Source organism: Caballeronia sp. INDeC2 (assembly GCF_023631325.1).
GTDB lineage: Bacteria > Pseudomonadota > Gammaproteobacteria > Burkholderiales > Burkholderiaceae > Caballeronia.
Window position 1 is genome coordinate 34,033 of the sequence record NZ_JALQDG010000028.1, and the last position, 18,697, is coordinate 52,729.

General features: G+C 63.4%; 19 protein-coding genes. 14 read left to right on the plus strand and 5 right to left on the minus strand.

The window, feature by feature from the left end; all coding sequences use genetic code 11:
• Positions 1–14 precede the first annotated feature (14 nt).
• Positions 15–539, plus strand: a complete 525-nt coding sequence (locus NCS28_RS17760; protein WP_250515077.1) for an RNA polymerase sigma factor — start codon at positions 15–17, stop codon at positions 537–539.
• Positions 536–1,327: an anti-sigma factor family protein gene (locus tag NCS28_RS17765; protein ID WP_250515078.1), complete on the plus strand. Its 792-nt coding sequence runs from the start codon at positions 536–538 to the stop codon at positions 1,325–1,327. Before NCS28_RS17760 ends, NCS28_RS17765 begins: the two co-directional genes overlap by 4 nt.
• A gap of 67 nt (positions 1,328–1,394) precedes the next feature.
• Here the strand turns inward: NCS28_RS17765 and NCS28_RS17770 are convergent, their stop codons facing one another.
• On the minus strand, positions 1,395–1,613 hold the full coding sequence (locus NCS28_RS17770) for a hypothetical protein (RefSeq protein ID WP_250515120.1): 219 nt from the start codon (positions 1,611–1,613) through the stop codon (positions 1,395–1,397).
• Between the two features lie 397 nt (positions 1,614–2,010).
• Between NCS28_RS17770 and NCS28_RS17775 the strand changes: the two genes are divergently transcribed.
• Complete coding sequence (locus NCS28_RS17775) at positions 2,011–2,535, plus strand: RrF2 family transcriptional regulator (protein WP_250515079.1); 525 nt, start codon at positions 2,011–2,013, stop codon at positions 2,533–2,535.
• A 5-nt stretch (positions 2,536–2,540) separates the two neighbouring features.
• Here the strand turns inward: NCS28_RS17775 and NCS28_RS17780 are convergent, their stop codons facing one another.
• Positions 2,541–2,963 (minus strand): BspC domain-containing protein, encoded by a 423-nt coding sequence (locus NCS28_RS17780; RefSeq protein ID WP_250515080.1) that lies wholly within the window; start codon positions 2,961–2,963, stop codon positions 2,541–2,543.
• Positions 2,964–3,147: 184 nt separating this feature from the next.
• Between NCS28_RS17780 and NCS28_RS17785 the strand changes: the two genes are divergently transcribed.
• The 8 genes from NCS28_RS17785 to NCS28_RS17820 all read left to right on the plus strand — a co-directional run bounded on the left by NCS28_RS17785 (position 3,148) and on the right by NCS28_RS17820 (position 13,692).
• A complete protein-coding gene (locus NCS28_RS17785; RefSeq protein WP_250515081.1) occupies positions 3,148–3,708 on the plus strand; it encodes a putative glycolipid-binding domain-containing protein in 561 nt (186 codons plus the stop codon).
• Between the two features lie 40 nt (positions 3,709–3,748).
• On the plus strand, positions 3,749–4,795 hold the full coding sequence (gene selD, locus NCS28_RS17790) for a selenide, water dikinase SelD (protein ID WP_250515082.1): 1,047 nt from the start codon (positions 3,749–3,751) through the stop codon (positions 4,793–4,795).
• 18 nt (positions 4,796–4,813) lie between these two features.
• On the plus strand, positions 4,814–5,740 hold the full coding sequence (locus NCS28_RS17795) for a cation diffusion facilitator family transporter (RefSeq protein ID WP_250515083.1): 927 nt from the start codon (positions 4,814–4,816) through the stop codon (positions 5,738–5,740).
• 153 nt (positions 5,741–5,893) lie between these two features.
• The gene (locus NCS28_RS17800; protein WP_250515084.1) at positions 5,894–8,461 is read left to right on the plus strand and encodes a mechanosensitive ion channel family protein; all 2,568 of its coding nucleotides are present in this window, start codon (positions 5,894–5,896) and stop codon (positions 8,459–8,461) included.
• A gap of 132 nt (positions 8,462–8,593) precedes the next feature.
• Positions 8,594–9,619: a purine-nucleoside phosphorylase gene (locus tag NCS28_RS17805; protein ID WP_250515085.1), complete on the plus strand. Its 1,026-nt coding sequence runs from the start codon at positions 8,594–8,596 to the stop codon at positions 9,617–9,619.
• A 526-nt stretch (positions 9,620–10,145) separates the two neighbouring features.
• A complete protein-coding gene (gene flhD, locus NCS28_RS17810; protein ID WP_014250878.1) occupies positions 10,146–10,463 on the plus strand; it encodes a flagellar transcriptional regulator FlhD in 318 nt (105 codons plus the stop codon).
• A gap of 18 nt (positions 10,464–10,481) precedes the next feature.
• Positions 10,482–11,144 carry a flagellar transcriptional regulator FlhC gene (flhC, locus tag NCS28_RS17815; protein ID WP_250515086.1) on the plus strand — a complete coding sequence of 221 codons (663 nt, stop codon included), beginning with the start codon at positions 10,482–10,484 and terminating at the stop codon, positions 11,142–11,144.
• Positions 11,145–11,304: 160 nt separating this feature from the next.
• A complete protein-coding gene (locus NCS28_RS17820) occupies positions 11,305–13,692 on the plus strand; it encodes a DNA polymerase II (protein ID WP_250515087.1) in 2,388 nt (795 codons plus the stop codon).
• 1 nt (position 13,693) lies between these two features.
• Here NCS28_RS17820 and NCS28_RS17825 read toward each other — a convergent pair whose 3' ends face one another.
• Entirely contained in the window at positions 13,694–14,698 is a 1,005-nt protein-coding gene (locus NCS28_RS17825) for a hypothetical protein (protein ID WP_250515088.1), read from the minus strand.
• Between the two features lie 267 nt (positions 14,699–14,965).
• On the opposite strand from NCS28_RS17825, the gene NCS28_RS17830 reads away from it, so the two are divergent.
• The 3 genes from NCS28_RS17830 to NCS28_RS17840 all read left to right on the plus strand — a co-directional run bounded on the left by NCS28_RS17830 (position 14,966) and on the right by NCS28_RS17840 (position 17,290).
• Positions 14,966–15,205 carry a hypothetical protein gene (locus tag NCS28_RS17830; protein WP_250515089.1) on the plus strand — a complete coding sequence of 80 codons (240 nt, stop codon included), beginning with the start codon at positions 14,966–14,968 and terminating at the stop codon, positions 15,203–15,205.
• Between the two features lie 67 nt (positions 15,206–15,272).
• Positions 15,273–15,683: a DUF3574 domain-containing protein gene (locus tag NCS28_RS17835; RefSeq protein WP_250515090.1), complete on the plus strand. Its 411-nt coding sequence runs from the start codon at positions 15,273–15,275 to the stop codon at positions 15,681–15,683.
• A 275-nt stretch (positions 15,684–15,958) separates the two neighbouring features.
• Positions 15,959–17,290, plus strand: a complete 1,332-nt coding sequence (locus NCS28_RS17840) for a DUF273 domain-containing protein (RefSeq protein ID WP_250515091.1) — start codon at positions 15,959–15,961, stop codon at positions 17,288–17,290.
• Between the two features lies 1 nt (position 17,291).
• On the opposite strand, the gene NCS28_RS17845 is transcribed toward NCS28_RS17840, so the two are convergent.
• Positions 17,292–17,441 carry a hypothetical protein gene (locus NCS28_RS17845; protein WP_250515092.1) on the minus strand — a complete coding sequence of 50 codons (150 nt, stop codon included), beginning with the start codon at positions 17,439–17,441 and terminating at the stop codon, positions 17,292–17,294.
• Positions 17,442–17,794: 353 nt separating this feature from the next.
• The gene (locus NCS28_RS17850) at positions 17,795–18,676 is read right to left on the minus strand and encodes a LysR family transcriptional regulator (protein WP_250515093.1); all 882 of its coding nucleotides are present in this window, start codon (positions 18,674–18,676) and stop codon (positions 17,795–17,797) included.
• Positions 18,677–18,697: the final 21 nt, after the last annotated feature.

An 18,697-nucleotide genomic window follows, 5' to 3' on the forward strand; every position in this document is an offset into this window, starting at 1 on the left:
GCGGGCGTACGGTCTTGAGCTTCGAGAGCGATCTCCTCGCGCATTTGCCGCAGTTGCGCCGCTATGCGCGCGCGCTGACGGGCGATCGCGCCTGGGCCGACGATCTCGTGCAGGACGCGACCGAGCGCGCGCTCAACCGAGCGAAGTCGTTCCAGACCGGCACGAATTTGCGCGCGTGGCTGTTCACGATCATGCGCAACCTGTATATCGACCAGTTGCGCGGCCGGCGCGATATCGCTGTCGACGATGAAACCGCGCCCTGGCGACAGATGGCCGCGCCGCGCGGCGAAGTCGACGGCCTCGTGCTGCGCGACGTGCAACGCGCGCTCTACTGCCTGCCCGTCGAGCAGCGCGAAGTGATGCTGCTCGTGTGCGTCGAGGAAATGAGTTATCAGGAGGCATCCGTGGTGTTGAACGTGCCGACCGGAACCGTGATGTCGCGCTTGTCGAGAGCGCGGGAGCACATGCGTGTTCTGCTCGGCGAAGAACCCGGCCGCAAGACGTCGCCATCCTCGCTGAAAGTGGTGAGCCGATCATGACCGACCAAGACCGTCCATCCGAAGGCGGCGACCGTATGGGTCCCCCGAAACCCGATCGCGATCTGCAGGCGCTGTCCGCCTTCATCGACGACGAACTGCACGGCGACGAGCGCGACGCCGTGGCGCAGCGCATCGCGACAGATCCCGCGAGCGAGGCGACCGTTTCCGCTTATCGCGCGCAGGACGACGCGCTGCGCGCGCTCTTCGCCGATCAGAGCGAGCCCCAGGTCGTGCGCTTGCGCCCGCGCGCCCGCGAGCGTTATCTGATCGCGGCGTGCTTTCTGGTGGTCGGCGTCGCGTGCGGTTTCCTGATGCATATGCTCTTGCCATCGCTCGGCGAGAGTCCGCGCTTTGCGGAGCGCGCGGATATCGCCTACGCCGTGTATGCGCCCGAGCAGCGGCATGCGGTGGAGGTGGCCGCGTCGCAACAGGATCATCTCGTGACTTGGCTGTCGAAGCGGCTGAATCGCGCGGTGACGATTCCGTCGCTCGCCGAATACGGCTTTCAGCTCGTCGGCGGACGCCTGTTGCCGGACGAGGAAGGCCCGGCTGCGCAGTTCATGTATCAGAACGCGGCCGGCGAGCGGCTCACGCTTTACATGACAACGGCGACGATCAGGCGCAACGACAGCAAGATCAGAACGCTCAAGGACGGGCAGCGCACGACGTTCTATTGGGCGTGGGATCGGGTCGGCTATGCGCTCTCGGGTCAGATCGGCGAGGCGAAGCTGCAGGCGATTGCCTACGATACATGCAAGGAACTCGGCGGCGATCCGAAGAGCTGGTGAACCGGCTACACATGAAAAAGGCCGCAGCGATCAATCTCGCTGCGGCCTTTCTCATGTCTGAAAGAGCTTAGTAGTAACGATGCGCAGGCGGCGCGACATGATGATGACGCTCCCATTCCTGGCGCTGCCAATAGCGATGGCCGTCCCAGTAACGCTCGCCGTGCCAACCGACGGTCACGTGATGCGGCGGGCTGTGATGCACCTCGGCGGAGGCGACGTTTGCGAGACCCATGCCCAGCGCGGCGGCAAGGGAGGCGATAAGCAGGCTCTTCTTCGTCTTGTTCATCATGATGTTTTGCTCCTTGGTCGTTTGCTTGCAGTCGAAACCGCGAGTCATGAGGTAGCAGTTTCGGTGTTTTCTAGTGCGGCTTCGAAAGAGCTCAGTCGCGGTAGTAATCGTGATGATGGTGATACCCGCCACCGTCCGGCACGACGATGCAGCCCGAGAGCGCGCTACTCAACAACACGCCCAACGCTGCAAGGATCGCTAGTTTCTTCATGGGTTTCTCCGTGTGAATCCATGAAGACCAATTTAGCGGTTCGCAAAATGACAAGCCGTGTTCGTTTGTAAGCAAACGTGTGACTTGAAATATTTGCGACGGGCGTCTGTAAAAGCGCAGCGCCGTTGCACGCAGACGCACGACGCGTTATCCTGAACTCCGATTCGGAATGTCGGAGTGGATATGTCTCACATCAGCACGGGCGTCGAGTACGCGCTGCACTGCATGCTCTATCTCGCGGAGCCGCCGCACGGCGTGCGCGAGGCGAGCGTGCGCGATCTCGCGGAATTGCAGGGCGTGCCCGCGGAATACGTCGCGAAGCTCTTCACGAAGCTGCACAAGGCGGGGCTCGTCGTCGCGACGGAAGGTGCGCGCGGAGGCTTTACGCTCGCGCGGCCGTCGAAGGAAATCAGCGTGCTCGATGTCGTCGACGCGATCGACGGCGACAAGCCTCTCTTCGATTGCAGGGAGATCCGATCGCGCTGCGCCGTGTTCGGCGACGACGCGCCGCCTTGGGCGACGAGCGGCGTGTGCGCCGTTCACGCGGTGATGAAGAACGCGGAGAAGCGCATGCGCGAGGCGCTCGCGGCGGACCGGTTAGCGGATCTTGCGGGCCGCGTGCACGCCAAAGCGCCGCGCACTTTCGGCCCGCAGGTCGTCAAATGGCTCGACGAGCGCACCCATCAACGGCGTGCAGCCAAGAACTGAAAGACTCAGCGAACAATCTTCGGCTTCATGTTCGGCGTGAGTGAAACGCCGACCACGCGGCCATCGCGCACGCCGCAGCGGCTGTCCATGCGCGTCCACTGCGCTTTGCCGCGCGCCTTCGCGAACGCGCGCATCACGATCACCTTGTCGACCGGAATCGGGTCGCCGACACTGTTGATCGCAGTATCGTCGTCAATCTTCGCGGAGAGCACGCGCCGGTCGGGCACGATCAGCGTGTCGTACTTCGGCGCGTTCTCCACCCAGCGGTCGAACGCAGCCACGCATTGCGCGACGGCCTCGGGCACGTGGAGCTTCGTCAGGTACGAATAATCCTCGGGCAGATCAGGCGTTTCCTGCGCCTGGACGATCTGAAACATCGACGCCGACAGCGCGAGGGCGAGCAATGCGGGAGCGAGAATGGTCTTCATGCGATGGGCGATCAAAAGGGGTCTTCAGAGACGTTGCGATGCGCGCGCCTGCGCAGGAACGGCGCAAAGTATACCGTGTGAAGTTTTGTGGCGTCGAGCACATCGCGCATGCCGAATGCCGATCGAAAGCCTTGCGCGCCGCGTTGTATCCTTCGAGAAGATGGACACACGAAGGAGGCGCGCGATGAAAGCGGCACGATGGTCGCAACAGGACGGCACAGGGCTCGAACATCTCGTTCTGAACGAGACGCACGATGGCGTCGTGATCGAGAGCGCGGTCGTGGGCGAGGACGAGGCGCATGCGTTCGGCCTCGTCTATCGCATCGAATGCGATGCGCGCTGGCAGGTCATGCGGCTTGCGTTGAAGCTGGCGGGCGGCGCATCGCTCGACCTGCATCGCCAAGACGGCAACAACGGCGACGCCCATGCGTGGACCGACGCGAACGGGGAGCCGCAAGAGCAGCTTCGCGGCTGCATCGACGTGGACATCACCGCGACGCCGTTCACCAACACGCTGCCGATTCGCCGCTTGCAACTGGCGCGCGGCGAGCGTCGCGTGATCCGCGTCGTCTACGTGCGCGTGCCGGAGTTGAGCGTGAGCGCGGTCGAGCAGGCGTACACGTGCTTCGAGCCGGATCATCGTTACCGCTACGAAGGGCTCGACACGGGCTTCACGGCGGACATCACCGTCGACGAAAGCGGCCTCGTGCTCGATTATCCCGGACTCTTCAAGCGCGTCGCGTGATAATGCGGTTCATTGCTTGCCCTGATCCGAGATCCGAACGATGAACGATACGACTTCTCCCCGTCTCACGAGCCTGTCCCACGGCGGCGGCTGCGGCTGCAAGATCGCGCCCGGCGTGCTGGCCGACCTGCTCAAGCGCGCAACGCCGCTGCCCGCATTCCCGAATCTTCTCGTCGGCAACGACACCGCCGACGATGCCGCCGTCTACAAGCTCAACGACGAACAAGCGATCGTCGCGACGACGGACTTCTTCATGCCGATCGTCGACGATCCTTTCGACTTCGGCCGCATTGCTGCGACCAACGCGCTCTCCGATGTCTACGCGATGGGCGGCAAGCCGATTCTCGCGCTCGCGCTCGTCGGCATGCCGATCAACGTGCTGCCGCACGAGGTCATCGCGCAAGTGCTCAAAGGCGGCGAAGCGGTCTGCGCGGAAGCCGGCATTCCGGTGGCGGGCGGCCATTCGATCGATTCCGTCGAGCCGATCTACGGGCTCGCCGCGCTCGGCATCGTGCATCCGTCGCGCGTGAAGCGCAACGCGGACGCGCGCCCGGGCGACGTGCTCGTGCTCGGCAAGCCGCTCGGCGTCGGCGTGCTGTCGGCGGCGCTGAAGAAGGACAAGCTCGATGCGGCCGGCTACAAGGCGATGATCGACGCGACCACCAAGCTCAATCGCCCCGGCGCGGCGCTCGCGCAACTCGACGGCGTCCATGCGCTCACCGATGTGACCGGCTTCGGCCTGCTCGGTCACACGCTCGAACTCGCACGCGGCGCGAAGCTCACGGCGCGAATCCGTTACGCGGACCTGCCGTGGCTGCCGCACGTGCGCGAGTTCGTGCGCGCGGGCATATTCACGGGCGCGTCGGCACGCAACTGGAACGCATACGGCAACGACATCACATTGAACATCGAAGGCGACGAGGCCCGCGCCTTGCTCACCGATCCGCAGACCTCGGGCGGGCTGCTCGTATCGTGCGGGCCGGAAGCGGTGAACGACGTGCTCGCGATCTTCCGTGCAGACGGTTTCGACGATGCGACGGTCATCGGCGAGATGGTGAATGGCGCGGGCCGCGTCGACGTGATCTGAACCAATAAGAACGAGCGCATGAAGGAAGAATCTCCGAAAGCCATTTTCTACGCGCTCGCCGCGAACTTCGGCATTGCCGTCTGCAAGTTCGGGGCGGCGGCCTTCACCGGTTCGGGCGCGATGTTCGCCGAAGCGATCCATTCCACCGCAGATTGCGGCAATCAACTGCTGCTTCTTTTCGGTCTGAAACGCGCGCAGGCGCCCGCCAACGCGCTGCATCCATTGGGCTCGGGGCGCGAGATCTATTTCTACGCGCTGATCGTCGCGCTCCTGCTGTTCTTCGTCGGCGGCGCGTTTTCGGTGTATGAAGGCGCGCATCGGCTGATGCATCACGAGCCCTTGTCGAATCCGATCGTCGCGCTCGTCATTCTCGGCATCTCGGTCGTGCTCGAAGCGTTCTCGCTCGCGGGCGCCATCCGCGAGATTCGCAAGGGCGCGCCCAACAAGACCTTGTGGCGATGGTTCCGCGAGACGCGCGAATCGGAACTGCTCGTGGTCGCGGGCGAGGATGTCGCGGCGCTGCTCGGTCTCGCCATCGCATTCACCGCCGTGCTCATGACGATGCTCACCGGCAATCCCGCATACGATGCCGCCGGTTCCATCGGCGTCGGCGTGCTGCTGATGATCATCGCGTTTCTCGTCGCGCGCGAAGTGAAGTCGATGATCGTCGGCGAATCGGCGAGCCCGGAAGTGCGCAAGGCGATCGATGCGCACTTGCGCGCGCGTCCCGAGATCACGCGCATCATCAGTCTCATCACGCTGCAATGGGGCAAGCATGTGGTCGTCGCGGTGCAGGCCGAGATGATCGATTACGCGAGCGGCCGGGCGATGATCGATGCGATCAACATCATCGAGGACGATCTGCAGCGTGCATTTCCGCAAGTGCGCTGGGTGTTTTTCGAACCCGACATCGCGCGCGATCGGGGCGAGCCGGCGGCGTTGTAAGTTCACGGGTGGGGGAAGGGCAGGCGCGCCGCGTGCTACCGAAGACAGGGTCGTTCAGGACCGCTTCTGCCGTATCGACAGCGTCGCGTTAACATAACGCCGTGCGCGTCGTCCGCATCGAGTCCCTGACATTTCGTGATCTTCATCCGACCCATGCGCAAATCGCTCCTTGCTGTGCTGCTCGTCGTAGTGTCGAGCCTTCTTCCGATCTGTTCCCAGTCCTCCTTCGCCGCAGCCGCTCCCGCGCAGCACGCGTCGCAGCCGGGCGTCGCGCTGACGCCGCAGCAGGCGCGCGATGCGCTCTCGGTGCTCAACGATCCCGCACGTCGTTCGCAAGTCGCGGATACGCTGCGCGCCATTGCGGCGGCAGGCGCACTGTCCGCGCCCGCGAGCGCGCCGCAGGCGGCATCGACGGCGGCTGGCGGTGCGGCGCCGGCATCGGGCGCGTCGAGCGTGCTTGCGCATTCGCTGACCGCGAACGGCCTCGCATCGCAACTGTCGCGGCAGGCGGGGCACTGGCTCGTGCAGATCGGCACGGGCCTGCGCCACTCGACGGTGGCGCTGCTCGATTTCGGCTCGGTCGTTTCGTGGTGGCGCGACCGGACGTCGAATCCTGAAGGGCGCGCGCTCGTCGGACATGTGGTGTGGACGGTGCTGGCGTCGCTCGTGCCCGCGTTGCTGCTCGAATTTCTGTGCTTGCGGCTGCTCAAGCGGCCGCGCGCGCGGATCGCGGCACGCGGCGTCGTCGATGCCGAGCAGCAGGATCCCGACCTCGTGCGCGAACAACACGCGGCCGAGCGCGCGGAGGACGCCGCGGCGCGCAGCGGCGACGCGACCGCCATGCATCTTGCCGAGCGCAAGGCCGACACCGCGCGCGGCCAGCGTCACGCCGCGCGTCACTGGACGCTGTTGCAGCGTCTGCCGAGCGCGCTGCTGTACGGCTTTCTCTCGCTGGTTCCGCTCGTCGTTTTCATCGGCGCGGTGACCTTGCTCATGTCGATCTTCATCGACGACAACACACCCGAAGCGCGCGTCGCGGGCACGCTCATCGACGTGTATCTGGTCTGCCGCTCGATCGTCATCGTGAGCGGATTTTTCGTCGCGCCGCGTGCGCCCGGCTTGCGCCTCTTCCAGGTCAGCGATTTCTATGCGGCCTATCTGCATCGCTGGGTGCAGCGCATCGTGTGTATCGCGGGCGCGGGCATCGGGCTTGCCAATGCAGCCGAGCCGCTCGGTCTGTCCGCCGACGCGCGCATCGCGATCCTGAAGATCGTCCTGCTGATCGTGCATCTGATGATCGCGTTCGTGATCTTCGAGAGCCGCACGTCGGTGGCCGAACGCATCCGGGAACGCGCGCGGACGAATCGCTCGGTGCGGCTCTTCGGCAACTGGGTCGCCGATGTCTGGGCGGGCGTGGCGATCTTCTTCGTGCTCGCGCTGTGGTTCGTGTGGGCGCTCGACGTGCAGAACGGCTACTCGACGCTCTTTCATCTGGGCGGCGTGTCGCTGCTCGTGCTCGTCGGCGCGCGCGTGCTGGCGATCGTCGCGTTCGGCGCGCTCGGCCGCGTCTTTCATCAGGGCGACGAGGAAGATGTGACGGGCGAATCGATCGTGCGGCGCCGCGCTTATCGCTATTACCCGGCGTTGCGGCGCATCGTGCAGGCGCTCATTTCGATCGTCACGGTGGTCGCGCTTCTCGAAGTGTGGCACGTCGATATCCTGCATTTCCTCACGTCGGGCGGTGTCGGCAACCGGCTCGCATCGGCGCTTCTCACGATCCTGATCGCGGCAGTGTTCGCCGTGCTGGTGTGGGAGGCGGCGAACATCGTCGTCGAGCAGCGGCTCGAACAATGGACCGCGAGCGGTGAGCGTCTGCGCGCCGCGCGCTTGCGCACCCTGCTGCCGATGATGCGCTCGGGTCTCTTCATCGTGATCGCGATGGTCGTCGTCATGACGGGCCTCTCCGAGATCGGCGTGAACACGGCGCCTTTGCTCGCGAGCGCGAGCATCTTCGGCGTGGCGCTCGGCTTCGGCTCGCAAAAGCTCGTGCAGGATCTCATCACCGGCATCTTCCTGCTGATGGAAAACGCGATGCAGGTCGGCGACTGGGTGACGCTCGCGGGCGTGTCGGGCACCGTCGAGTATCTGTCGATACGCACGGTGCGTCTGCGCGGCGGCGACGGCTCGCTCTACACCGTGCCGTTCAGTTCGGTATCGACGGTGAACAACACGAATCGCGGCATCGGCAATGCGGCGGTGCGCGTGTCGATCGCGCTCGGCCAGGACGTCGATCTCGCGATCTCCACGCTGAAGGAAATCGGCGCGGCGCTGCGCGAGGACGACGCCTTCCGCGAAGGCATTCTCTCCGACTTCAGCTTCTGGGGCGTCGATGCCGTCGACGGTTCGACCGTCACGCTCGCGGGCCAGATCCAGTGCCGCGACAGCGCGCGCTGGCCGGTGCAGCGCGAGTTCAATCGGCGCATCCTCAACGAGTTCACGGCGCGCGGCATCGAAATCGCGAATCCGCAGCGTAACTTCGTGATCGTCAATGGCGGCACGCAGGACGCCAATCCCGAAGGCGTTCCAGACGCCGACGAAGCGGGCGTGGATCAGCGCGGCGAGCCGTCGAAGGCCGCGCAGCATCCGACGAGCGAGGCGGCGGGCCAAGCGAATGTCGCATCGAATGCGCCGCCGCCGCGAAGCTCGCAAAGCGGCACGTGATCCTATAATCGTTCGGCCCCGATCGCGCCCTCTGACGGGCGCGATTTTTTTGAAGGTCGAACTTTTACGAGGATCACGCCCGCCATGAGAGTCGCCGCATCGGAATTCAAGTTGGGGAGGGCGGTCATCGCCATGACGATCGCCGCCGGCGTAGCAGGCTTCGCGGGATGCGCATCCGCGCCGCGCTCGCCCGATAGCACGAGCGGCGCGCGCCCCGTCAAGGTCATGATCGTCACGATGTTCGCGCCTGAAGGCAAAGTGTGGCTCGACAGGCTCGGTCCGTGGGACGCGATCAAGGTGGCGGGACTGTCGCCGGAATATCCGGACGTGCACTGCAATCACGACGACGTGTGCGTCGTCACGACGGGCATGGGCCACACCAATGCGGCCGCGTCGATGATGGCGCTCGCATTCTCCGACCGCTTCGACTTGCGCCACGCGTACTTTCTGATCGCGGGCATTGCGGGCATCGATCCGGCGCAAGGCACGGTCGGCTCGGCGGCGTGGGCGAAGTATCTCGTCGACTTCGGCCCGCAATGGGAACTCGACGCGCGCGAAAAGCCCGCCCGCTGGCCGAGCGGATTCATCGGCATCAACACGAAGGGGCCGAACGAGAAGCCGGCGCCTGACTATCGCACGGAAGTGTTCGCGCTCAACGCGACGCTCGCCGATACGGCCTACGCGCTCTCGCGCAACGTCGTGCTCACCGACAGCGACCAGGCCAAGGCCGCGCGCGCGAAGTTCAACTACGCGCCGGCGAACCGGCCGCCGCGCGTGATCCAGTGCGACACGCTCGCGGGCGATACGTGGTGGTCCGGCAACTACATCGGCGAGCGGGCACGCGCGTGGACGCGGCTTCTGACGGACAGTCGCGGCGTGTACTGCACGACGCAGCAGGAAGACAACGCCACTTACGAGGCGCTCAAGCGGGCGGCGAGCGTGCAGCGGGTGGACGTGTCGCGCGTGGCGGTGCTGCGCGCCGGTTCCGATTTCGATCGCCCTTACAAGGGACAACCGGCCGCCGACAATCTGCTCAATTACGCGGCGCAAGGCGGTTTTGCGCCCGCCATCGAAAATCTGTACCGGGCCGGCACTCCTTTAATACAAACGGTTGTTACACATTGGGATGCGTGGAGTAAAGGCGTCCCTCAAAGGTGACAAGCGGCGTTACGAACCACGTAACGCGAGCCGTAACATCGGCGTAACAGCAATAAGGTAATTATTGCCTGTATACCGACGGTTCGGTAAAGAGCAATCACGAAGCGATTTTAGACTTTTCTCGTCTGATGAATCGTCTCGAAAATACTTGCAAGGTGCGTCAACCGATTCCCGAAATCCCCCGTTATTGCTGGCGGCAGGCAATTAATCCGACTAAAAACCAAGCCGCCCGATTTACCGCCGGAAACATCAGAAGAATAGAGAAGGCGCGCCGAATACGGCTGAAATTACCAGACAGAAAAAGTTACCGATCGAAAGTGTTGTTTGCAACAAAATATTATTGAGACACCCTTGCTTAAGTTTCAAACCGTACTTAGAATCCGTTTCACAGTGGTTGTTACAAGATGTAACGCTCTGAAACAAAGATTACGCGGTACGTAGCCGGGCAGAACTCGCCCGGTGAGGCACAAAAAAGATATCGGCAAAAAGCCGGCGGAAATTCGGGGATTTACTGGAAGTTGCAACCATGAACGGTCGCGAAACGCTGGAATCGATCCGGGAAATCAACTTGTCGTACATCATGCTCGCGCAGCGTCTGTTGCGCGAGGACCGGGCCATCGGCATGTTCCGGCTCGGTTTGTCGGCGGAACTCGCCGATCTGCTCTCGGGCCTCACGCTCGCGCAGGTCGTCAAGCTCGCGTCGTCGGACAACCTGCTCTGCGCTTTCCGCTTCAACGATCACACGATGCTGTCGGCCTTGACGCAACCCGCGAAGAACGCGGACATCGCGCCGACGCACGCGGCAATCCTGCTGGCTGGCCAGCCGGCCGAACAGTTCGCTTAAGGGACGACGGAGCGAGCCATGCTGAAGAAGAGCCTCACCGAAGACGCCCAGGAAGTGTTCCGCGCGATTGCGCTGATCGAGCTCGGCGCGCGCATGCAAGTGCTGGAGAGCGAACTCACGCTCTCGCGGGATCGCATGATTCGCCTGTATCGCGAAGTGAAGGGTGTATCGCCGCCGAAAGGCATGCTGCCGTTCTCGGCCGACTGGTACATGACGTGGCTCGCCAATATCCACGCATCGCTTTTCTATAACACCTATACGTTCCTGAAGAACGAAGCTGGCTGTTCGCATCTCGATGCGTTGACCAAAGGGTATCGGCTGTATCTCGAGCACTGCAATCATAGCGGCGCCGAGGCGGTACTCGACCTTACGCGGGCCTGGACTCTTGTGCGCTTCTTCGACGCGGGCATGCTGCAGATGACACCTTGCTGCCGCTGCACCGGGAAGTTCGTCGCACACAAACATGATTTGCAGAACAACGTGGTGTGCGGGGCCTGCCAGCCGCCGTCACGCGCGGGGAAGACCAAGAAAGCGGCGGCCGCGAAGCAGGCCAGTCAAGAAGCCGCGCTGGAGGTAGTGATGTCGAAGAACGAAGTGCCGGAGCATGCGGAGCACACGGCACTCGGTAACGTGGCGGCCTTGCAGCCGCAACGGGCAAGCCTGGTCGCACAGGCTGCTTAGGCGGTAGCGGCCGCTGGCCATCCTCCGGGGACTGTCCGCGAGGATGGTGGATGACCGGTTCGCCGCTACCGTGTTTTACTTTTTTCTTTTCCCGAATTCCCGAGCCCGGCGCCGAATTGGCCGCCGGGCTCTTTGTTTTGGGGCCAAGTAAAATGCGTCGATGGCACGCGTTCTCGAAGGTATCGGCTTGGCCTCCGCACAACAGGGTTTTCTGCTGACTCGTCACTGGCGCGACACCGCGGCCGGGACGGAAGTCGATTTCTGGCTCGCCACCGACGATGGCCCGCGAAAAGTCCGCATCGCGTTACAGACGAGCGTCGCGTTCATACGCGCGGAGGATCGCGCGAAGGCCGAGCCGATCGTCGCCGTTGTAAGGGCCGCGTATCTGCGCGAACTGCCGCTCAAGGATTTTGGCCAGCGGCCGGTGCTCGGCCTCTATTGCCCGCAGTATCGACAGTTGCTCGCGCTCGAGAAGAACCTCAGGAGCGCGGGAGTCAACGTATTCGAAGCCGATATCCGTCCTCACGAGCGCTATCTGATGGAGCGCTTCATCACGGCGCCGGTGACGTTCGAAGGCGTCGTCGGCGACGGTCACATTTCCAGCGAACTGAAGCCCGCGCCGCACTACCGTCCGTCGCTGAAAGTCGTGTCGCTCGATATCGAAACGAGCGCGAAGGGCGATCTCTACTCGATCGCGCTCGAAGGCTGCGGCGCGCGTCAGGTCTATATGCTCGGTCCGCCGAATGGCGTCGACGGGCAAGCCGATTTCGCGCTCGATTATTGCGAAAGCCGCGCCGACATGCTGCGTCGTTTCAACGCGTGGATCGCGCAGCACGATCCGGACGCGATCATCGGCTGGAATGTCGTGCAGTTCGACCTGCGCATCCTCCAGCGACACGCCGACGATTACGGCGTGCCGCTCACGCTCGGCCGCGACGGCAGCACGATCGAATGGCGCGAGCACGGCATGAAGCGCAATCACTTCTTCGCCGCGATCGCGGGACGGCTCGTGATCGACGGCATCGAGGCGTTGCGCTCGGCGACGTGGAATTTTCCGTCGTTCAGCCTGGAATATGTCGCGCAGTCGCTGCTGGGCGAGGGCAAAGCGATCGACAGTCCGTACGCGCGCATGGACGAAATCGAGCGGCGCTTTCAGGAAGACAAGCCCGCGCTCGCCCGTTACAACCTGAACGACTGCGAGCTCGTCACGAAAGTGTTCGAGAAGACCGAGCTGCTGCCGTTTCTGCTCGAGCGCGCGACCGTTACCGGATTGCAGGCCGACCGCAGCGGCGGCTCGGTCGCGGCGTTCACGCATCTGTATATGCCGCGGATGCATCGGCTGGGCTATGTCGCGCCCAATCTCGGCGATGTGCCGGAGGAGGCGAGCCCCGGCGGTTTCGTGATGGACTCTCGTCCCGGCCTCTACGATTCCGTGCTGGTGCTCGACTACAAGAGCCTGTATCCGTCGATCATCCGTACGTTTCTGATCGATCCGGCCGGGCTCGCGCAAGGCACGGCCACACAGGACGACGCCGAAACCGTGCCGGGCTTTCGCGGCGCGCGCTTTTCACGCGACACGCATTGCCTGCCCGCGATCGTCGCGCAAGTGTGGGAAGCGCGCGAGGCGGCGAAACGTCAGCGTAACAAGCCGCTGTCGCAGGCGCTCAAGATCATCATGAATTCGTTCTACGGCGTGCTGGGATCGAGCGGCTGCCGTTTCTTCGACCCGCGCCTCGCGTCGTCGATCACAATGCGCGGCCACGAAATCATGCATCGCACGCGCGAGCTGATCGAGGCGCGCGGATACAGCGTGATCTACGGCGATACGGATTCCACCTTCGTGTGGCTGCGCCGCGCGCGCGATGAAGACGACGCGGCGCGTATCGGCCGCGCGCTCGTCGAACATGTGAACGAATATTGGCGCGAGCATCTGCGCGATACATTCAGGCTCGACAGCGCGCTCGAACTGCAATTCGAAACGCATTTCAAGCGCTTCCTGATGCCGACGATCCGCGGCACGGAAGAGGGCAGCAAGAAACGTTACGCGGGACTCACGACGCGCGTGGACGGCAGCGAGGAAATCATCTACAAGGGCCTCGAAACGGTGCGCACCGACTGGACGCCGCTCGCGCAGCGCTTCCAGCGGGAGTTGTACATGCGCGTCTTCAAGGGCGAGGCGTATGAGGAATACGTGCGCGATTACGTCGGAAGCACGCGGCGCGGCGAAATGGACGAACTGCTCGTGTATCGCAAGCGTCTGCGCCGCACGCTCGGCGATTATCAACGCAACGTGCCGCCGCACGTGCGCGCCGCGCGCATCGCCGATGAATACAACGCGCGCGCCGGCCGCCCGCTGCAATATCAGAACGGCGGCTGGATCAGCTACGTGATGACGACGGCCGGTCCCGAGCCGGTGGAAGCGCGGCACGCGCCGATCGACTACGAGCACTACGTGAGCAAGCAGCTTCAGCCGGTCGCGGACGGCATCCTGCCGTTCCTGCGCGACGACTTCATCGCGCTGATGTCGGGTCAGAAAGAGCTGTTCTAGGCTAGAAGCGCACGCCGAAACCCGCCTCGATGATGTCCGCATCGCGGTCATAACGCGTGACCATGCGGTTCCACGTCACGCGCGCGAGCCATCGATTGGTGAGCCGGTAGCTCGCCGATACCGATACGAGGCCTGAGAAGCGGCCATCGCCGGTGCGGTTTTGCGGCAGGTCGTCGTTTTGCGTGATCGACAGATACGGGCCCGCGCCGACGCCGAGCGTGAGCTTGTCGTCGAAGAACGCGCGCGTTGCCCAAAGCTGGGCCGCGACGCCATCGCGCCGCGACTGCACGTGTCCGCCTTCGTGCAGATACGACGCGGTGAAATCGACGTAATGCCACAGCCCGCGCCGGTACTCGATGCTTTCCGCCAGATTCGTTTCCGAGTCGGGGCTGTTCAGGATCGTCGTGCCGAGCATCACGGTGACTTCGTTGTTCGTGACGTTCGTCGTGCGCGGCACGGGACGCGCACGCGAGCCGCGTCCTTCGGACGCGTCGAGCTGATAGCCGATGCCGAAGAGCAACGCGGTCGTGTCCGGTCCGCCGAACGCCTGCACGCGGTTCAGCTTCATTTCGGCGATCCAGCGGTTGTCGAAGTAATACGCCGCGCGCAGCGTGAACATGCCGCCCCAGCCGTGCGTGTTCGCATAGTCGCCGCCGGCCTGCGCCTGGCTGGTATCGAAATAGCGATACGGCCCCGCGCCCGCCGACAGTTCCAGCCGGTCGTTCCAGAGCGGCAGGCGGCCCCAGATCTGCACGGCCTGCCCGTCACGGTGATGATCGGGGATATGGCCTTCGTTCAGCCACGAAAAACTCCAGGCGGCATAGCGCCCGAGCCCTTCGCGATAGTTGGCTTCCCAGGAGTAGGTGTTCTGGCTGCTGCTCTTGAGCGGGCCGGCGAGCAAGGAGAATTCCTGCGCGTGAGCCGCGTCGGCCGCGATGGCGAGCGCCGTACACACGATCACGCACGCGGCGCTCTTGCAACGTCGTTCGTTTTTGGAGGTTGTCATCGGCGAGGTCGGATTCACAAGGGTCCGGCATCTTTCGTATGGGCCTGTTCGTGCAGGATACAGACTTAAGAAAGTTCGTGCAGAAATATGAGTCATTCTTGTTTGCGCCGACGCGCGACCTGAAACGTTTGCGCTGCCCCGGCGCGTTCGGCGCAACAGACAATCGTTCGGCCTACGTTCGCAGCCACTCACACGCGGGGTTACGTCTTTCGTCCACCTTGCGTAGATTGAGCCCATGCCAGTGCATTCAAGCAAGCGAGGTCAGCGGTGGACTCCACTCCTATCGAATATCGAGGCTGTGAGCTTTCGGTCATCATCCGGCACGTGTCCGGCGAATTCGTGGCGACGCTCCTGATCGAGCGGCCCGGCGGCGTGCGGCGCGCGATCGGACCGCTTCGCGCGTTTCCGACAGCGCAGGCCGCCATGAACTTCGCAATCGAATGCGGCAAGGCGGAGCTCGACGGCCGTCCGGCCGGGCACGGGCCGCGCGTCGCGGTGTCGGGTTGAAAGCGTTGCGCTTGGGCACTGGATCCCTCGCGAAGCGCGCCATTACTTCGTTCATTCCAAACCGATAATGTTCGGATGCCGAAATATTTCGCTGCTGACGCTCACGACGATTCTTTCCGCCTGCACTACGCTGAGCCACGAAAAATGCGCGCCGGGCGAGCAGCGCGTCGAGAGCGACCTCATCTATTTCGGAACCGCAAAGCCCAAGGATTTCGTCTCTCCGCAAGAATTCGATGACTTCCTGCGCACCGAAGTCACGCCACGCTTCCCGCAAGGCATCACGACATGGCGCGCGAACGGGCAATGGCGCGCGGCGGACGGTTCGATGGTGCACGAACCGACGTGGGTGCTGAGCCTCGCCCATCCCGACGACGAAGCGAGCGATAAGGCCATCGGCGAGATTCGCGAGCACTATCGCGTGCGCTTCGAGCAGGAATCGACGCTGCGTGTGCGGCATATGGCGTGCGCCTCTTTCTAATCCGAAATCGCGCCGAGCTGCGCATAAGAATCGCCTCAAGAAACTCCTAAAATCGGCCGATTCCTAACGTCGATCATCTCGATTGATTCAATAATTCACAAATGCGCGGACTTGGCCGGATATGCTCCGACGCTTCATGCGGGCAGACGGCCTGCACGCCTTTACCCCGATTTCCATCTTTCGATTGTCAAACCGCCATGGTGACTCTGGTCAGCTGTTTCTCCGATCGCAACGCAAGCTCATCGTGCGACAACCACGTTGAATATTGCCGCCGCATGAACGTGAAGCATCGCTTCGAGGCAATGTCGAGCTGCGTCGATTCGATCGAGCTGCGCACGCTCTACAAGTATCAGCTGGTGAGCGACATGTTGCGGGAAGCGGAAGAGGGCGAGCTGGTCATCTTCGTCACGGAGAACGCGCTGTTCATCCGTTTTCACGACTTCGAGCAGATCGTGGCCGGCCGCGACCTCCTGCTGACCAAAGGCCATTTCGGCGTGAACACGGAAATGTTCGTGCTGAGAAACACGCAAGAGAACCGACGCATCGCGCGTGGACTCGCCGCACGATGCCGCAAATACTTCGAGTACGGCAGTTTCGTCACCGAGGAAGCCTTGCTCGACGATCTGCCGACGGTGCCCGATTGGGACGATCTGAACGGCGTGCTACCGATCGCGTCGATGTGGTCGGGCCAGCATCCCGATTTTTGCGGCAGGCAGGTCGTCGCCGTGTCGCTCGTCTATACGCCGCGCCTTTACAGCAAGTACGGCCCGCTATGGCGCGCGATGTTTGCACGTCATGTGAATGCGTGCCACGCGTCGGGCGAGTTGCGTGTTTTCGATCGCGCGGCGCCGCTGTCGAGCGATTCGCACGAGCCGCTTTCCGTGTATCAGCCGGGGCGTTCCATCGCCGTGGTGATGCTTTACACGCCGAACATCGCGAGTTATGCGCGCTTCGGCGAAGCAAGCCTGCGCGCGTATTGCGAGCAGCATGGCTATACGCTGTACGTGCATCGCGACGTGCCGCCGGATTTCGGGCGCGACGCATGCGACAACTGGGCCAAGCCGTTCCTGCTCAGCAAATATCTGCCGCAGCACGAATGGGTCTTCTGGATGGACGCGGACATCATCGCGATGAATCAGACCGTGAAGCTCGAGAAGTTCACCGAAGGGCGCGAGCGCGTACTGACCGCGGACATCTGCGGCTGGCGTTTCAACTCGGGCGTGATGGGCTTTCGCAACACGGAAGCCAACGCGCGCGCGCTCGACGCCGTGCTCGCGAAAGTGCATGAAATCGAGGACGTCAAGTACACGTTTTCGAGTCAGGGCGACCAGTACGTCTTCATGGAACAACTGATCGCGCACGGCCTGTGTCCCGAAATGGATTCGCCTGAACTCGTGAGCTTCAGGGATCTGAACACGCCGTGGTACTACGCCGACCGCAACACGTTCCTCTGCCATTTTCACGGTTTGAGCGCGGAAATGCGCACCTTGTATATGTCGATGAACGCCGTGCCGGACGGCGGCTTCGAGTCTATCGAACAGGAAGCGCCGCGCGCGGCTTATGGCGCCATGCCGCGCACGCAAATTCTCATTCGCACGCCCGCCTGAGTTACGCGCCCGCCATCTTCCTCAAGAGACGCTCGCGCGGATCCATTGCTTCCTGCAGCACCGGCTCCTGTGCGAGATTCCACGCAAGGCCGCGCGCACGGACGCGGCGCGTCGGCTTGAGATTCTGACGCCGGCGCACGAGCGTACGCACCGCGCGAGCGAGCGCGAGATCGATCGCGCCGCGCCAGTCGCGCGATCGAGGTTGCCACGACCTTGTGTTCGCGATTCAACTGCACTTCCACCTGACAGCGCTTGTCGACGCCGCCGCGCGGCCCGTTGATGTCGGACAAGCTCACGGTCGCCTTCGAAATCAGCCATGCGAGACGGCGAAAGACGAACTCGCTGCGCGCTTTCGCAAGCTCGTGCATCGCAATGGCTTCGGGTTCGCGGGACTTGAACAGGACTTTCATTGACGCCTCCTCGTTGAACATGCGACCAGCGTAAGGCGTCGGCGCGGCACGAAAAAGCAGAACTAACAGAAAAAGAACTTCGAAAAAACCGAAGTCATGCCCCGGCGTGTGAAAGAACCTGCTGCGTCAACGGATGATGCCGCCCGCGCCGCGATACGATCGCGTGCACTTCCTCCTTCACCTCCGGCGAGCGGCCGAGCCAGCGCAGGCCGCGCAACAGCGGCGCATCGCCCGCGCCGAACTCCGCGAGCGGAAACACGCCCAGGCCGCGCGCGCCGAACACGGCCATCAACGCGCTATCCTCGAATTCGCCGACGATACGCGGCACGATGCCTTGCGTCTCCAGCCAGCGATCGAGCCGCGCGCGCAGCGACGAATGGCCGGTCGGCAGAAGAATGGGCAGCGACGCGAGACTCTCCGGAAAGTGATCGATCGCGCTCTTGCGCACGATGGAGGCCGGCCCGTACCAGTCGACCGGCGAGGCGATCAGCCGCTCGCTCGTGAGGCGCAGATTGTGATTGTGCGGTGCGGCGTGGCTCGCGAGCACCAGATCGAGCCGATGCAGCGCCAGTTCGCCGAGCAGTTCGTCCGTTTCGCCTTCGTGACAGAGCAGGCGCAGCGAGGGATTGCCGAGCACCGGCGCGAGCAGCGCATGCGCGGCGAGCTTCGAGATGCCGTCCGATAGCCCCACGGCAAGACGCGCAAGCGTGCCGCTCGCCGCCTCGCGCACTTCGTCGTGAATCAACTGGCCGAGCTGAAAAATCTCCTCGGCGCGCGCGTACGCGGCCTGTCCCGCCTCGGTCATCGTGACGCCGCGTCCCGACGGTTTGAGCAACTGATGCCCGAGCGATTTTTCCAGCTCGCGCACTTGAGCGCTGATAGTCTGCACCGCCATATCGAGCCGCTCCGCCGCGCGCGCGAACCCGCCTTCCTTCACGACGACCCAGAAATAATGCAGATGACGATAGTTGAGCATGCGTCGCGCGTCCTTCGTTTT

Excerpts from the sequence above, each read along its gene's own strand:
- NCS28_RS17765 (WP_250515078.1), top strand. The coding sequence starts at position 536 with ATGACCGACCAAGACCGTCCATCCGAAGGCGGCGACCGTATGGGTCCC.
- NCS28_RS17770 (WP_250515120.1), bottom strand. The coding sequence starts at position 1,613 with ATGAACAAGACGAAGAAGAGCCTGCTTATCGCCTCCCTTGCCGCCGCG.
- NCS28_RS17775 (WP_250515079.1), top strand. The coding sequence starts at position 2,011 with ATGTCTCACATCAGCACGGGCGTCGAGTACGCGCTGCACTGCATGCTC.
- NCS28_RS17780 (WP_250515080.1), bottom strand. The coding sequence starts at position 2,963 with ATGAAGACCATTCTCGCTCCCGCATTGCTCGCCCTCGCGCTGTCGGCG.
- NCS28_RS17785 (WP_250515081.1), top strand. The coding sequence starts at position 3,148 with ATGAAAGCGGCACGATGGTCGCAACAGGACGGCACAGGGCTCGAACAT.
- selD (WP_250515082.1), top strand. The coding sequence starts at position 3,749 with ATGAACGATACGACTTCTCCCCGTCTCACGAGCCTGTCCCACGGCGGC.
- NCS28_RS17795 (WP_250515083.1), top strand. The coding sequence starts at position 4,814 with ATGAAGGAAGAATCTCCGAAAGCCATTTTCTACGCGCTCGCCGCGAAC.
- NCS28_RS17800 (WP_250515084.1), top strand. The coding sequence starts at position 5,894 with ATGCGCAAATCGCTCCTTGCTGTGCTGCTCGTCGTAGTGTCGAGCCTT.
- NCS28_RS17805 (WP_250515085.1), top strand. The coding sequence starts at position 8,594 with ATGACGATCGCCGCCGGCGTAGCAGGCTTCGCGGGATGCGCATCCGCG.
- flhD (WP_014250878.1), top strand. The coding sequence starts at position 10,146 with ATGAACGGTCGCGAAACGCTGGAATCGATCCGGGAAATCAACTTGTCG.
- flhC (WP_250515086.1), top strand. The coding sequence starts at position 10,482 with ATGCTGAAGAAGAGCCTCACCGAAGACGCCCAGGAAGTGTTCCGCGCG.
- NCS28_RS17820 (WP_250515087.1), top strand. The coding sequence starts at position 11,305 with ATGGCACGCGTTCTCGAAGGTATCGGCTTGGCCTCCGCACAACAGGGT.
- NCS28_RS17825 (WP_250515088.1), bottom strand. The coding sequence starts at position 14,698 with ATGACAACCTCCAAAAACGAACGACGTTGCAAGAGCGCCGCGTGCGTG.
- NCS28_RS17835 (WP_250515090.1), top strand. The coding sequence starts at position 15,273 with ATGTTCGGATGCCGAAATATTTCGCTGCTGACGCTCACGACGATTCTT.
- NCS28_RS17840 (WP_250515091.1), top strand. The coding sequence starts at position 15,959 with ATGAACGTGAAGCATCGCTTCGAGGCAATGTCGAGCTGCGTCGATTCG.
- NCS28_RS17850 (WP_250515093.1), bottom strand. The coding sequence starts at position 18,676 with ATGCTCAACTATCGTCATCTGCATTATTTCTGGGTCGTCGTGAAGGAA.